Source organism: Mycobacterium sp. IDUB_24 (assembly GCF_055419385.1).
The window spans coordinates 289,991-304,199 of record NZ_JBVAXO010000006.1 but is presented as its reverse complement, the minus strand read 5'-3'; the positions used below and the strand labels follow the sequence as shown (position 1 = coordinate 304,199).

The following is a 14,209-nucleotide window of genomic DNA, read 5'->3' as shown; positions in this document are numbered from 1 at the left end:
AGCTGTGGATAGTCAAGTGCAGGTTGTCGCTTCTGACGAAACTGCCGGCGAGTCCGTCGTCGATACGGCCACCCTGCTGCGCGATCCGTACCCGATCTTCGCGCGGCACCGCGCCAGGCACGGCGTGTTCCGCGGCTCGGTGATGGACTGGTCCAAGACGCCGGAATCCCTTCTGCCGGAACATCAATTCGCCGCAGTATCGTTCGACGCGGTCAATACTGTGTTCCGGGACGGCAAGTCCTTCAACTCGAAGATCTACGACAACACCATCGGGCTGTTCATCGGTCCCACCATCCTGGCCATGGAGGGCAAGACCCACCGCGACCATCGAAACCTGGTCTCGGCCGCGTTCAAGTCGCGATCCCTACAGCGCTGGGAACCCGAGATCGTGCGCCCGATCTGCGAGGCACTGGTTGACGAATTCATCGACACCGGGAGCGCCGATCTGGTGCGCGACTTCACCTTCGAATTCCCCACCCGGGTGATCTCGACACTGCTCGGACTACCCGAAGAAGACCTGCCCTGGTTCCGTCAGCGCGCCGTCGAACTGATCAGCTACACGGTGAAATACAAGCGTGCTTTCGAGGCCTCCGCGGCGCTCAAGGACTACTTCCTCGGGCAGATCGAACTTCGCCGGTCCAGGCCCACCGACGACATCATCGGCGATCTGGTCACCGCGGAGATCGACGGCGAGAAGCTGACCGACGAGGCCATCTTCTCCTTCCTTCGCTTGCTCCTGCCCGCCGGCCTGGAGACCACCTACCGCTCCTCGGGCAATCTGATCTATCTGCTCCTCACCCATCCTGAGCAATTCGCTGCGGTACAGGCCGACCATGGGCTGATCGACGCGGCCATCGAGGAGGGGTTGCGCTACGAAACTCCCCTCACCACCGTGCAACGCTCGGCCAGCCAGGACACCGAACTCGACGGTGTGGCGCTGCCCGCCGGCGCGGTCATCGACGTCTGCATCGGGTCGGCGAACCGTGACGAGAATCGCTGGGAACGGCCCGAGGAGTTCGACATTTTCCGGAAGCGGTTGCCGCACATCACCTTTGCTGCAGGCGAACACACCTGCATGGGGTTGCACCTGGCCCGTATGGAGACCCGGGTGGCCATGGAAAGCCTACTTTCCCGGGTGCGCAACCTCGAGCTGGTCACCGACGACGACCCGCACATCTTCGGCCAGCCGTTCCGCTCCCCCACAGACATACCCGTCACGTTCGAGCCGGTCCGCTAGAAGGGCGCCGTCATGGTCAGACCCGCGAGCACCCGTGGTCGCCGACGCCGCGAGCGCGGGTCGATCAGTATCGACGAGATCCTGCGCGGCGCTTTCGAAATCGCCGACGAGGTATCGATCGACAACCTCAGTATGCCGCAGCTGGCCCGCCACCTCGATGTCGGAGTGACCAGCATCTACTGGTACTTCCGCCGCAAGGATGAGCTGCTCGATGCCATGACCGAGCGCATCCTGCTCGATTACGATTTCAGCGTGCTGGCCATCGAGCCCGCCACCTGGCGCGAGTCGCTGCGCGCCCACGCCCACCGGATGCGCGAGATGTTCACGAGCAATCCAATTGTGTGCGACCTCATCCTGATCCGCGGCACTCGGGGCATTCCGGCGGCGCGCACCGCACTGGAGAAGATCGAACAGCCGGTGGCAGCACTGGTGGCGGCAGGGCTCACCGCCAAACAGGCCTTCGATACCTACACGGCTGTCTCGGTGCTGGTGCGGAGTTCGGCCGTGTTGCAACGATTACAGAGCCGCACACCCGAGGTCCAATTCCCCCGTGAGTATTGGGAACAGGTGATCGACTCCGAAGCGATGCCGTTGATCGCCTCGATTCCCGGCCGTGGGTACCGGATCGGCATGGCCGACCACGTCAACTTCGACCACATCCTCGACAGCATCCTCGACCGGGCCGACGCATGCTTGTCGAGCCGTTAGTCCGCCTGCCTCACGCTGACAGTTCGGCCTGATTCTCCGCCGCCCACCGGGCAAGGTGTGCCAGCGGCCCTCGTGCAAATGAGGCACCCAAATCTGTCAGTTCGTAGACGGCGGCCTCAGGCCGCGAATCGTCGGCTGACCTCGCAATCAGGCCGCGCGACGTCAAACGGCGGAGGGATTCGGTCAGGACTTTGTCACTGACGCCCGCGATTCGGTGTAGCAGGAAACTGCGGCGGGTTGGGCCGAGGCGAAGCGCCGAGAGCACCACCGGGTCCCAAGCATGGCTGATGAGCGCGACGGCGGCGCGTACGTGACAGTCGGAAACGAACGCCTGGCAATTCCCCTCGATCACCGGACCAGTGTTCCACCACGTAGCCCACCGATCGGTAGGAATGCGCCGCCTAGCGTCGCCGTGACATCACTCGACGAAGGAGACAGCCATGCACATCGGACTTTTGGGGACTGGGAACCTGGCGGTCACGCTCGGAACGGCATGGGCAGCAGCCGGACACGCCATCGTGGTCGGGGGACGCAGCCCAGACCGTGCGAGGGCCGCGGCGACTCAGATCGGCCCCGCGGCAACGGCGATCGATCCGTCCGACCTGGCCGGGCAGGCCGACGTCATCGTGATCGCGATCGCCTGGGACGGATTGGAGAACGGGTTGGCTCTCGTCGGCGGCCCGAACGCGGCGTTGTCGGGGAAGACCGTTGTCGACTGCACCAATCCGGTGGACTACCCGAGCGGACGACTGCTCCCGAAATCCGGGTCGGCCGCCGAACTCGTCGCCCGCCTCGCGGTCGGCGCCCACGTGGTCAAGGCACTGCACCTGTTCGCCGGTGCTTCATGGCCGTTCACCGGCCCGCAGGACAGCTCGCCCGTGGTCGCGATCTGTGGTGATGACGCCGGCGCCTTGCGGGTGGTCGGGGCGTTGATCGCTGACCTGAATGCGCGCACGGCAGTCCTGGGCGGACTCGACGCTGCCCGGCAGGCCGAAGAAACCGCCGCGTTCGTGATGCGCGTAGTGGCGGCCGGAGCGAATCCGCGCTTCGCCGTTCCGGATGTGCAGCCTGCCCTACTGGCGCGGTAGCCGCCAGCCGATCGTCTTCGTTTCGGTGTACTGCGCGAAACCCTCGATGCCGCACTGCCTTCCGACTCCGCTGTTCTTGTACCCGCCGAACGGGGCGTCGGCGCCGTAGTACATGCCGCCGTTGACACCAATGGCGCCGGTCCTGATCCGCCGGGCGATCGCCATCGCCCGGTCGGGCGACGCCGACATCACCGCACCGGCCAAGCCGAACGCACTGTCGTTGGCGATCCGCACCGCTTCGTCGTCATCGTCGAACGGCAGCATCACCAGCACCGGCCCGAACACTTCGTCCTGGGCGATGGCCGCCCCAGGATCGGCCCCGACGATGACGGTGGGTGCGACGAAGTGGCCGTCGCGCAGGTGATCGGCCAACCCCGCGACCTCCCCGCCGCCCACCACGATCTCGGCGCCGTCGCGGCGGGCACCGTCGATGGCCTCTAGCACGCGCTGCTTGGCAACCGCGCTGATCAGCGGGCCGACCAGCGTGGTCGTCAGCGCGGGGTCGCCGACCGGCACCGCGCCGAATGCCATGGTCACATTGGCCACGGCCTCGTCGAACAGGCTGCGGTGCACCAGCATCCGGGTGTTGGCCGCACACGCCTGCCCGGCGTGCACGCACGCCCCGATGGCGCCGGGGATGATGTGGCCCGGCTTGGCGTCGTCGAGCACGATCATCGCGGACTTGCCCCCGAGTTCCAGGAAGGTGCGCTTCATCGTGTCGGCCCCGGCTCGCATCAGATGCCTGCCGACGGCCGTGGACCCGGTGAACGACACCATGTCGACGCGTGGATCGGTGCCCAACTGCGCGGCCACCTCGTTGGACGGAGTCGGCACCACGTTGACGACGCCGGGTGGCATGTCGGTACGCTCGGCGATCAGCCTGCCCAGCCGGGTGGCGTTCCATGGTGTGTTCGGATCAGGTTTGAGCACCACGGTATTTCCTGCGGCGAGCGCCGGTCCGAGTTTGTTGAGGATCACCTCGATCGGGAAGTTCGACGGGGTGATCGCGGCGACCACCCCGACCGCCTCTTTGACTACGGTGCGGGCATTGCGCTCACCGAACAGCCCGCCGCCGTCGAGCGTGCGTTCCCACTCGAACTCGTCGATCAGCCGGGCCGGGTATCGCAGCGCATCGGCCAGCGGCCAGTCGAGCTGCGCATTCTCCGTCGTCGTCGCCGGACAGCCCACCTCGGCGATCAATTCTTCACGCAGATCATCTTTTTCAGACTCGATGGCGTCCTGCAGTTGGGCCAGCACGCGCCGGCGCAGGCCTCGGTTGGTGCTCCAGTCGGACTCGTCGAATGCGCGCCGGGCCGCACCGATCGCGGCATCCATATCCTGCGCACCGGCAGCGGCGGTCACGCCCAGCACCAGACCTGTTGCCGGGCTGACGTTGTCGAATTCGGCACCGGCCACCGCGGCCACCAGTTCACCGTCGACCAGCATGCGCTTCTCGGCCCGGGCCGCAGCGCGCCGCCCGACCTCCACACTGGTGACGACCTCGTCCACGACTTCGCTCACGCTCGCAACTGTAACACTTACAGTAATCCCATCCGCCGCCGAAACGGCATTCCAGCAGCGAAAGTTCGGGTGTGCACCTGCCGGAATGCCGTTTCGCGGCCCGTCGGAGTCAGCAGCGTTCCACTTGCACCGGCACACCCGTCAGCCAGGACATGCCGGCCAGCGCCTCGACATCGGCCGGGTCACTCGACATCAATTGATTGACGTTGGAGCCGCCGGCCTGGTTGGCGATCTGCCAGCCGCCGCTGCCCTTGTGGCCCCATCCGTGCGGTATTGCCACCGTGCCGCGCACGATGTCGTCGGTCAGCGCCACCGCGATGTCGATCTGGCCGTATGGCGAACGCACCCGCACCTCGTCACCGTCGGCCAGGTGCCGCGCCGCAGCGTCTTCGGCATGCATGAGTGCTCGATGGATCTTGTGGCCGCGCATGAGCAACGGCGAATTGTGCAGCCAGGAGTTCTCCGAGCGTGGTTCGCGCATTCCGATCATGCGCAGCGGATACCCGTCGGGTGCGACTCGTCCCGACATCGCGGCGATTTCGGAAGCGATGTCGTCGTGCGCGAGCCGTATCCGCCCCTTCGGGTACACCACTACTTCGTTCAGCACGCCGGTACGGAGGTTCGGTGCCACCACCACACCGTGCGGATGCTCTTCGGCCAGGCGGCGGAAGGTCAACCCGCCACGGCGCAGCCCGAAGCGGTCACCACCCTCGGCCATCCGGATCATCATGTCGATCATCGGGCGCGGGTTGAGCCGCTTCCCACGTCGCGTCGCCCGCTTGGCCGCCAGCCGAAGCGCAACGAAAACCGGTGTGCGGACACCCATCCTGCCGATCAGGTCGACGACGATGTCCCACTCGGTGCGCGCCTGACCACGTGGTGCCACCACGGCGTCGGTGGCCTGACGGAACGGGGTGGCCTGGAACATCTGGAACGTGACGGCGAAGTCGTCGCGCTCGTACATCGAGGTGACCGGTAGCACGTAGTCACAGTGCGCGGTGGTCTCGTTGACGTAGAGGTCCAGCCCCACCGAGAGGTCCAAGGATTCCAGCGCATCTTCCATTTCTACGCCGTTGGGAACCGACAGCACCGGGTTACCGGCGCCGATGAACATCGCCTTGACCTGGCCCTGGCCGGGCATCGTGATCTCCTTGGCCATGAACGCCGCAGGCTCTGCCCCGATCACGGAACGGAACCCGCCCACGCGGGTGCGCTTGGTGCGGTAGCTCCGGCGCAGCGACGCGCCCATGGCCATCGAGCCCCACTTCTGACCGGGGATGCCCAGCGTGCTGAACACGCTGCCTCCCGGGGTGTCCAGATTGCCCGCGACAAGGTTGACCGCGTCCAGCAGGTAAGTGGTCAACGTGCCATTGCGGCCGACGCAGGTGCCCAGCCGACCGTAAACCGCGGCCCGTGGGGTGGCGGCGAGATCGCGGGCCAGCATGCGAACAATCTCCGGATCGATGCCCGTGTGCCCCCGAGTGTGTTCCGGGGTGAACGGTGCACATTGCTCGTGCAGCCAGTCCAGACCGTCGGCCTGAGTCCGGGCCCTCGCGCTGACCAACCCCTCGGCGAACAGCACCTGCAAAATCGACAGGAGCAAGTACGCATCCGCGTCCGGGATGATCCCGAGCCATTCGAACTGGGCGGCGGTCTCGCTGCGTCGCGGATCGACCACCACGACCCGTCCGCCGCGCTTCACGATGTCGTGCATGCGGTCTTTGATGCGCGGCGCGGTCAGAAAACTGCCATGGGACACCACCGGATTCGCGCCGAGCATGACCAGCAGATCGGTACGCATCAGATCCGGAATGGGTACCGGGAACGGCGCACCGTAGAGAAACTGGTTGGCCAGCAAACGACTACTGGTGTCCTGCGTCGACGAACTGAAGAAATGACTGTCGCCGCCGATGCCCTTCGCGAAGCCCATCGCCGCGAACAGGTGCGAATAGCTGAATGCCGCGGGATTGCCCATGTACCAGGCGAACGCTCCCGAGCCGTGCCGCCGGTGGATCTCAGTGAGTCTGACCGCGATGTCGTCGAGTGCCTCGTCCCAGGTGACCGGTTCGAAACCGCCTCCGGTGCGTCGCAGCGGGGTGGTGACGCGATCCGGATCATTGACGACCTCGGAGAACGCGATGCCCTTCTGGCAGGCGAACCCGGCCGACAACGGGTGTTCCTTGTCCGGGCGCAACGCGGTGAGCTTGCCGTCCTCGACGGTGGCGATCATGCCGCACAGGGGCTCGCAGATTCTGCAGAACGTGGGCTTGTTCTCGATCACCGATACTAGGTTACTGTAAGAGTTACAGTTGCTATACCCTTTTGGCTTGAACACGGAGGACGGGACGTATGCAGAAGGCTCTGGCGCCGGAGATCTCCACCTGGCCCGACGCGGACGCGCAGCTGATCGGCAGCCGCTGCGCTGACTGCTCGGCCACCACCTTCCCCGCCCAGGCCCGCTGCCCCAAGTGCTCCGGCGGCAACACCGAGGAGATCCTGCTCCCTCGCCGCGGCACCTTGGTCGCCTGGACCACCCAGGGGTTCCCACCCGGCGCCCCCTACAAAGGAGCAGGCGGAAAAGACTTCGTGCCCTTCGGAGTTGGGCTGGTGCAGCTGGGAGACGTGATCCGGGTCGAAGGTCGCCTGACCGAAAACGACCCCGCCAAACTGCAATTCGGCCAAGACGTCGAACTCACCATGATCCCGTTCACCGCAGAAGAAGACGGCACCGAGGTCGTCACATTCGCCTTCACACCGGAGGTTTCTGACAAATGACCAACGACGTAGCCATCATCGGCGTCGGCCTGCATCCGTTCGGCCGATTCGAGGGCAAGTCCGCGATGGCGATGGGTGTGGACGCCATCTTCTCGGCGGTCGCCGACGCCGGTGTGGACTGGAAAGACATCGGCGCTGCAACGGGAGGCAGCTGGACGGTGGCCAACCCCGACGCCATCGTCGGGATGGTCGGACTGACCGGCATTCCGTTCACCAACGTGTTCAACGCGTGCGCCACGGCGGCGAGTGCCACCAAGGTGTGCGCGGACGGAATCCGCCTCGGTGACTATGACATCGGCATCGCAGTGGGCCTCGACAAGCACCCCCGCGGCGCGTTCACCGAAGACCCGTCTTTGGTGGGGATGCCCAGCTGGTACGCCGAGAACGGCCAGTACCTCACCACGCAGTTCTTCGGGATGAAGGCCAACCGTTACCTGCACGAGCACAACATCTCGCAGCGCACTCTGGCCAAGGTCGCCAACAAGAACTTCCGCAACGGCGCGCTGAACCCGAACGCGTTCCGGCGCAAGCCGATCAGCGAGGACGACATCCTCAACTCGACCGTGCTCAACTACCCGCTGACCCAGTACATGTTCTGCGCGCCTGACGAAGGTGCGGCCGCGATAGTCATGTGCCGCGCCGACATCGCCCACCGTTACACCGACAAGCCGGTCTACCTCAAGGCCGTCGAGGTCCGGACCCGACGCTACGGCGCATATGAGGTCAACACCACCTGCGCACCGGTCACCGAAGATGTGGCGCCGACGGTGTATGCCGCGCGGGCCGCTTTCGAGAAAGCCGGAGTGGCACCAGAAGACGTCGACGTCGTGCAGCTGCAGGACACCGATGCCGGCGCCGAGATCATCCACATGGCCGAATGCGGATTCTGCGCCGACGGCGACCAGGAGAAACTTCTGGCCGACGGCGCCACCGAGATCGGCGGATCACTGCCCGTCAACACCGACGGCGGCCTGATCGCCAACGGCGAACCGATCGGTGCCTCGGGTCTGCGCCAGATCCACGAACTGGTACGGCAATTGCGCGGCGAAGCGGGCGATCGCCAGGTGCCCGGCAACCCACGCGTCGGCTTCGCACAGCTCTACGGCGCCCCGGGTACCGCCGCCGCGACCGTGTTGACACTCTGACTTTCATAGCGCGAGCAGACGCATATGTACCCGACACGCCGAGAATTCCGGGACATTTGCGTCTGCTCGCCGGATAGGGAGACCACCAAATGACTGAACAGTTCAGGGACGCACCGGTTTTCGATGCCGACCAGCACATGTACGAGACCGGCGATGCGCTGACGAAGTTCCTGCCCGAGCAGTACAGCCGCGCCGTGCAGTATGCCCAGTTCGGCCGTCAGACCCGCATCGTGATCAATAACCGGGTCACCGACTTCATCCCCAACCCGACCTTCGAACGCGTCGCCGCCCCGGGCGCGCACGAAAAGTTCTTCGCCGGGGAGAACACCGAGGGTCAGACTCTGCGGGAAATGCAGGGCAAGGCCATCGAGGCCCCTGCGTCCACGCGTAACCCCGAGGACCGCGTCAAAGAGCTCGACCGCCAAGGCGTCGTCGAGGCGCTGAACTATCCCACCCTGGGCAGCCTGGTCGAACACTCCAGTGCCGATGATCCGCAACTGACCCTGGCGATCGTCCACGCCCTCAACGAGTGGATCCTCGAACACTGGACGTTCGACTACGACAACCGGGTGTTCTCCACACCCATCATCAACCTCTCCGAAGTCGATGCGGCACAGCGCGAATTGGAATGGATCCTCGAGCACGGCGGCAGGGTGGCGTTGATAAAACCCGGTCCCGTCAACGGTCTGCACGGCTGGCGCTCCCCCGCCCTGCCAGAGTTCGACCCGTTCTGGCGTGACGTCGAGGCCGCCGGGTTGCCGATCGTGCTGCACGCCAGCTACCCGCCGCTCGATGACTACGTCAACAAGTGGGAACCGCCCTACACCCAGAACTTCATGGCGCAGAGCGCATTCCGCTGGATGGTCCTGGGGCATCGCGAGATCGCGGACATGCTCACCGCCCTGATCTGCCACGGCACCCTGACCCGGTTCCCGAAGCTGCGCATCGCCAGCGTCGAGAACGGCAGCAGCTGGATCTTCCCGCTGTTCCACGATTTCGCCGACCTGTACAAGAAGATGCCGCAGAACTTCCCCGAACATCCGCATGATGTGTTCCGCCGCAACATCTGGGTCAGCCCATTCTGGGAAGGCTGCGTATCCGATGTGGTGGAAACGGTCGGCTGGGACAAGGTGCTGTTCGGATCGGACTACCCGCACCCCGAGGGGCTGGCCGAGCCGAAGGGTTTCTGGAAGTACGCCGAGGGCATGGACATCCGCCGCACCTATGACTTCATGGGCGACAACGCGCGACGGTTCATGGGCCTGCCGATCGCCAACCCCGATCCGGGCGCGGTGAAACCGCCGGCAATGACCAGTGTCTAGTTGAGTTTGCCGGGAGATTGCCTCGGCAAGGATGCGCGCCACTGGCTTCACCAGGACGGCGATCTGCAGATCGCGCCGTCAGCTCCCCCGCCCGTACTGGGTCCCGTGCAACCCGCCCGGCGCCGACCGGCTAGACACCCTCGTGTGTCCACGGCGGGAGTGGCTGGGCGTCAGCGGGATTGAGGGCGTCGAGCATCAAGCTCAGGTACCGACGGCGCAATTGCGGCGGTTGGTCGAGCGCAACGGATGCAGCGGTCACCATCGCAACGAACGTCGGCACATCGTCAACAGTGAGGTCGGCGCGCAGATCCCCGGCAGCTTTCCCCTGTGCCACCACGGCCTCAAGCAGTTCGCGCTTGCGGCTGAACAGCCGGGAGGTCAGCTCGGTGAGGTGATCCAGTGAAGGCACCAGCGGGCGCTGCGCGTACATGAGCTCGGCCAGCCGCTCGATCACGTCGATGAATGCCTCACGCGGAGCGTCGCTGTCGATCAGCGCCAGGATCACCGGTTCCACCTCGGTGGCGAACGCGTCCTCGTACACCGCCGCCGCCAGCGCTTGCCGGTTCGGGAAATGGCGGTACAAGGTCGCATTGCCGACGCCCGCACGTGCCGCTACCTGAGTCAACGTCGCAGCGGCACCATCGGCCGCAAAGATCTCGCGGGCGGCCGCGACGATGCGGCTCTCGTTGGCATATGCGTCAGAACGACGGCGGTCGGCTCGAGCAGGCATATCCGTTCCTGGGAAGCGTGGCGCAGGTCATGTTCGTGCACCAAGAATGGGGTTCGCTACAAACGATAGCCTACTCCCATATTGAGAGCCTACTCTCACTTATATGTCCACCTATCTGTATCGATTGGGCCGCTTCGCCTTCGGTCGACCTTGGCTCGTGATCGGCGGCTGGCTGGCGCTCGTCGCTGTCATGGCCGGACTGCTCGTGGCGAACCCACCGAAGATCTCCAACGAAATGCGCATCAACGGCACACCCGCGCAACAGGTCATTGATGAACTGGCGCAGCGCATGCCCGAATCCTCGGGTGGGCAGGGCTTGATCGCCTTTGCCGCCCCAGAAGGACAGCGCATGGACGACGGCGACAACCGCGCTGCAATGCTGCGTGCCGTGGACTCGGTGTCGCGCTCCGAGCATGTGCTCGACCCCGGCGCACTGGCGCAGGCCGAGCTGGCGAAGGGCCCGGCGAGTCCCACCCTGGCCGCGTCGGCGGCCATCGCGAAAACCCAACTGGCGGCGCCCGCGGCTGACGACGCGCCGCACCCGCTGGTGATGAACGGGCAACCCGTCCCGGGCGTGGTGGTTTCCGCGGATGGCGCGGCCGCGCTGTATCAGTTCCAGTTCGACAAGCAGACTGCCGAACTTCCGTCGGGCACCGTCGAAGCTGCGGTGGATGCCGCGCGCGACGCGGTCTCCGCTACCGGGATCAACGTGCTGCCGTCGGCGAGCATGGTCGAGATGCCCGAAATCGTCGGCGTGGGCGAAGTCGTCGGCCTGGCGATCGCCGCCCTGGTTCTGGTCGTCACCCTCGGCTCACTGGTATCCGCCGGTCTGCCCCTAGCCACCGCATTGAGTTCGGTGGCAGTCGGTGTCGGCGGAACATTCCTGTTCTCCCACCTGGTCAACATGCAGTCGATGACCGCCGTGCTGGCGTTGATGCTGGGCCTCGCGGTCGGTATCGACTATGCGATGTTCATCGTGAACCGCCAGCGCCGGCTGATCATCGACAAGGGGCTCAGCGCCGCCGAGGCAGCCGGGCGGGCGCTCGGAACAGCCGGTAGTGCAGTGGTTTTCGCCGGCACCACCGTGGTGATCGCGCTGGTTGCCCTGACCGTGGTCGGCATCTCACTGCTGACGCCGATGGCGCTGGCCGCCGCAGCCACCGTCGTCGTCGCGGTCATCGCCGCACTCACCCTGCTGCCGGCACTGCTCGGCTTGGTCGGCGAGCGGGTCTGCTCCGACAAAGCGCGGCGCACGCAGTCCGCCGAACACGGTGCGAACCACCGTTTCGCGACCGCATGGGTCGGCGCGGTGTTGCGCCACCGGGTTCCGGTCGCCATCGGCGGCGTGGTGATCGCCGCACTGCTCGCGCTGCCGGCACTCAGCATGTCGATGGGGCTGCCCGCCGGTGCCAGCTACAACCAGGGCACGCCGCAGCGCGAGAGCTACGACCTGGTCTCCAGCCACTACGGCGAGGGCTACAACGGGCCGCTCGTGGTCGTCGCCGAGCCGGCGGCGGGCAACGCCAAGCTCACTACATCCGACCTGGTCGACACCAACAACGATCTGCGACGGGTGGCCGGCGTCGATTCGGTGAGTCTGCAAAAGGTCAGTGACAATGAGGAATTCGCCCTGTTCTCGGTGGTGCCGAGCACCGGACCCACCGACGATGCGACCGCCCAACTGGTTCGCGACATCCGGGCGCACGCCGGCCCACTGAGCGAGTTGCGCAACGTCGACCTCGGTGTCACCGGTATCACCGCGATGGGCGTTGACACGACGGATCGCCTCGCGGATGCGGTGCCGCTCTACATCGGTGTAGTCGTCGGCCTGTCGCTGTTGGTGCTGCTGCTGGTGTTCCGGTCGATCGCCGTGCCCGTCAAGGCCACCGTCGGATTCCTGCTCAGTGTCCTGGCCACGTTCGGCGCCACCACCGCCCTGTTCCAATGGGGTTGGTTCCAACAGTTGTTCGGCTTGAGCGCGACCGGACCGATCCTGAGCCTGCTGCCGATCATCGTGATCGGTGTTCTCTACGGGCTCGCAATGGACTATCAGGTGTTCCTGGTGTCGTCGATGAAGGAAGCGCATGTGCACGGCCACCGGGGCGACGACGCGGTCACCCACGGCTTCACCCAGGCCAGCCGGGTCGTGGTGGCAGCTGCGGTGATCATGATGTCGGTGTTCGCGGGATTCGTGTTCAACGGCGATCCGATGATCAAGCAGATCGGATTCGCGCTGGCATTCGGTGTCCTGATCGATGCCTTCGTGGTTCGGATGGCCATCGTCCCTGCCGTGATGTCGATGCTCGGCGAGAAGGCCTGGTGGCTGCCGAAGCGGCTGGAGCGGGTTCTGCCCAACCTCGACATCGAGGGCGATCAGCTCAACAAGCAGCTGGCCGAAGTCTGACCATCCATCCCGCCGAAACGCCATTCCAGCAGGCCGCTACTCGCACTTTCCCTGCCGGAATGCCGTTTCGGCGGTTGTTACCTCAGGAGGCCTTCGCCTTGGGCGCTGAATAGTTTGGCTTGCCGAGGCCGAGCACGTGCTGGGCGATCATGTTGCGGAACACCTCGAGCGTGCCGCCGTAGATACCGACCAACGGCGCGAAGCGGTACACATATTCACTGCGGTCATCGGCTCCCCCGTCGGCCCCGATCGGCAGTGCTGCCACTGATCCGGCGATATCCATCAGATCCGGGGCGATGTCACGCATGGTCTGTGCCAGAGCGACCCGGCCGAAGATGCTCGGTGAGGACAGCGATGCCTCCATGCGGGCCACGCTGCGCCCCAACCGATAGGCGACCGATCCGTCGTCGACGGCGGCACGGCCACTGGCATCGGGAGTGCCCACCAGCGCAGCCACATTGTCTGCCGCCTCGGCCATGAACCCGGCCTGATGCATCATGATCGCGACATCGGCCAGACCGTCGTCGGCCGCCGCGACCGCCCCGTGCTCGGCGTCGAGGGGTTCCCGCACCACCGTCCAGCCGCCGTTCACGTCGCCGAGCCGGTACTTGTCGTCGACTCGCACGTCCGAGTAGTAGACGATGTTGGTCCGGTCACCGTCGACGGTGCGGATGCCCTGGATCTCGATGCCGTCAGAGTCCAGCGGAACCAGGAACATGGTGAGACTCTTGTGTTTCGGTGCATCCGGATCGGTGTTGGTGATCAGGAAGACGTACTTGCAGTTGTGCGCACCGGTGGTGAACATCTTGGACCCGTTGATAATCCAGCTCGATCCATCCGCATCCCGTACCGCCCGGGTCTTACAGGTCGCCACATCGGAGCCCCCCTCCGGTTCGGTGTAGCCGAGGCACAACCGCACGGTGCCGTCGAACACGCCGCCCAGGACGTCGTCACGGATCTCCGGGGAGGCGAACTTCGCAACGGAGCGGGCAACCATCGAGGTGGTCCCCCACGTCACCCACGGCACCTCCGCACGCCGCTTCTCCAGCTCCCAGATGCGCCTGCGCACCCGGGAGAAGCCGCCATCGGCCTCCGCCTTCCATTCCTTCTCGAGGTAGCCGGCGGCGCCGAGGGCCAGATGAACGCCCTCGTCGAAGTTGTCGCCGGTCTCACGATCCCGCCGGATGACGTCCTCGGTCACGACACGTGACAGGAACTCGCGCACCTCGCTGCGGAATGCCTCGTCCTCGGCAGACAGTTCGACTGTCGAAAAATCCAC

General features: G+C 65.5%; 12 protein-coding genes. 7 read left to right on the top strand and 5 right to left on the bottom strand.

Features of this window, described 5'->3' with window-relative positions:
- Positions 1-16: 16 nt before the first annotated feature.
- Both ACZYZF_RS21765 and ACZYZF_RS21760 read left to right on the top strand, forming a co-directional pair.
- Positions 17-1,237 (top strand): cytochrome P450, encoded by a 1,221-nt coding sequence (locus tag ACZYZF_RS21765; RefSeq protein WP_463836876.1) that lies wholly within the window; start codon positions 17-19, stop codon positions 1,235-1,237.
- Between the two features lie 12 nt (positions 1,238-1,249).
- On the top strand, positions 1,250-1,945 hold the full coding sequence (locus ACZYZF_RS21760; protein WP_463836798.1) for a TetR/AcrR family transcriptional regulator: 696 nt from the start codon (positions 1,250-1,252) through the stop codon (positions 1,943-1,945).
- Between the two features lie 10 nt (positions 1,946-1,955).
- On the opposite strand, the gene ACZYZF_RS21755 is transcribed toward ACZYZF_RS21760, so the two are convergent.
- A complete protein-coding gene (locus ACZYZF_RS21755) occupies positions 1,956-2,297 on the bottom strand; it encodes a winged helix-turn-helix transcriptional regulator (RefSeq protein ID WP_463836797.1) in 342 nt (113 codons plus the stop codon).
- A gap of 88 nt (positions 2,298-2,385) precedes the next feature.
- Between ACZYZF_RS21755 and ACZYZF_RS21750 the strand changes: the two genes are divergently transcribed.
- Positions 2,386-3,033 (top strand): NADPH-dependent F420 reductase, encoded by a 648-nt coding sequence (locus tag ACZYZF_RS21750; RefSeq protein ID WP_463836796.1) that lies wholly within the window; start codon positions 2,386-2,388, stop codon positions 3,031-3,033.
- Here ACZYZF_RS21750 and ACZYZF_RS21745 read toward each other — a convergent pair.
- Both ACZYZF_RS21745 and ACZYZF_RS21740 read right to left on the bottom strand, forming a co-directional pair.
- Positions 3,019-4,479: an aldehyde dehydrogenase family protein gene (locus tag ACZYZF_RS21745; protein WP_463836875.1), complete on the bottom strand. Its 1,461-nt coding sequence runs from the start codon at positions 4,477-4,479 to the stop codon at positions 3,019-3,021. The two genes, ACZYZF_RS21750 and ACZYZF_RS21745, sit on opposite strands and share 15 nt — an antisense overlap.
- Positions 4,480-4,663: 184 nt before the next feature.
- Positions 4,664-6,784 carry a molybdopterin-containing oxidoreductase family protein gene (locus ACZYZF_RS21740; RefSeq protein WP_463836874.1) on the bottom strand — a complete coding sequence of 707 codons (2,121 nt, stop codon included), beginning with the start codon at positions 6,782-6,784 and terminating at the stop codon, positions 4,664-4,666.
- A 119-nt stretch (positions 6,785-6,903) separates the two neighbouring features.
- On the opposite strand from ACZYZF_RS21740, the gene ACZYZF_RS21735 reads away from it, so the two are divergent.
- From ACZYZF_RS21735 to ACZYZF_RS21725, 3 genes are all read left to right on the top strand, one after another.
- On the top strand, positions 6,904-7,329 hold the full coding sequence (locus tag ACZYZF_RS21735) for a Zn-ribbon domain-containing OB-fold protein (protein ID WP_463744365.1): 426 nt from the start codon (positions 6,904-6,906) through the stop codon (positions 7,327-7,329).
- Entirely contained in the window at positions 7,326-8,474 is a 1,149-nt protein-coding gene (locus tag ACZYZF_RS21730) for a thiolase family protein (RefSeq protein WP_463836795.1), read from the top strand. The genes ACZYZF_RS21735 and ACZYZF_RS21730 overlap by 4 nt, the downstream gene beginning before the upstream one ends.
- Before the next feature lie 89 nt (positions 8,475-8,563).
- Positions 8,564-9,796 carry an amidohydrolase family protein gene (locus ACZYZF_RS21725; RefSeq protein ID WP_463744367.1) on the top strand — a complete coding sequence of 411 codons (1,233 nt, stop codon included), beginning with the start codon at positions 8,564-8,566 and terminating at the stop codon, positions 9,794-9,796.
- Positions 9,797-9,926: 130 nt separating this feature from the next.
- On the opposite strand, the gene ACZYZF_RS21720 is transcribed toward ACZYZF_RS21725, so the two are convergent.
- Complete coding sequence (locus tag ACZYZF_RS21720) at positions 9,927-10,526, bottom strand: TetR/AcrR family transcriptional regulator (protein ID WP_463836794.1); 600 nt, start codon at positions 10,524-10,526, stop codon at positions 9,927-9,929.
- A 103-nt stretch (positions 10,527-10,629) separates the two neighbouring features.
- On the opposite strand from ACZYZF_RS21720, the gene ACZYZF_RS21715 reads away from it, so the two are divergent.
- Positions 10,630-12,930 (top strand): MMPL family transporter, encoded by a 2,301-nt coding sequence (locus ACZYZF_RS21715; protein ID WP_463836793.1) that lies wholly within the window; start codon positions 10,630-10,632, stop codon positions 12,928-12,930.
- 82 nt (positions 12,931-13,012) lie between these two features.
- On the opposite strand, the gene ACZYZF_RS21710 is transcribed toward ACZYZF_RS21715, so the two are convergent.
- A complete protein-coding gene (locus tag ACZYZF_RS21710) occupies positions 13,013-14,209 on the bottom strand; it encodes an acyl-CoA dehydrogenase family protein (protein WP_463836792.1) in 1,197 nt (398 codons plus the stop codon).

Excerpts from the sequence above, each read along its gene's own strand:
- ACZYZF_RS21760 (WP_463836798.1), top strand. The coding sequence starts at position 1,250 with ATGGTCAGACCCGCGAGCACCCGTGGTCGCCGACGCCGCGAGCGCGGG.
- ACZYZF_RS21730 (WP_463836795.1), top strand. The coding sequence starts at position 7,326 with ATGACCAACGACGTAGCCATCATCGGCGTCGGCCTGCATCCGTTCGGC.
- ACZYZF_RS21740 (WP_463836874.1), bottom strand. The coding sequence starts at position 6,784 with ATGATCGCCACCGTCGAGGACGGCAAGCTCACCGCGTTGCGCCCGGAC.
- ACZYZF_RS21750 (WP_463836796.1), top strand. The coding sequence starts at position 2,386 with ATGCACATCGGACTTTTGGGGACTGGGAACCTGGCGGTCACGCTCGGA.
- ACZYZF_RS21725 (WP_463744367.1), top strand. The coding sequence starts at position 8,564 with ATGACTGAACAGTTCAGGGACGCACCGGTTTTCGATGCCGACCAGCAC.
- ACZYZF_RS21735 (WP_463744365.1), top strand. The coding sequence starts at position 6,904 with ATGCAGAAGGCTCTGGCGCCGGAGATCTCCACCTGGCCCGACGCGGAC.
- ACZYZF_RS21720 (WP_463836794.1), bottom strand. The coding sequence starts at position 10,526 with ATGCCTGCTCGAGCCGACCGCCGTCGTTCTGACGCATATGCCAACGAG.
- ACZYZF_RS21745 (WP_463836875.1), bottom strand. The coding sequence starts at position 4,479 with ATGCTGGTCGACGGTGAACTGGTGGCCGCGGTGGCCGGTGCCGAATTC.
- ACZYZF_RS21715 (WP_463836793.1), top strand. The coding sequence starts at position 10,630 with ATGTCCACCTATCTGTATCGATTGGGCCGCTTCGCCTTCGGTCGACCT.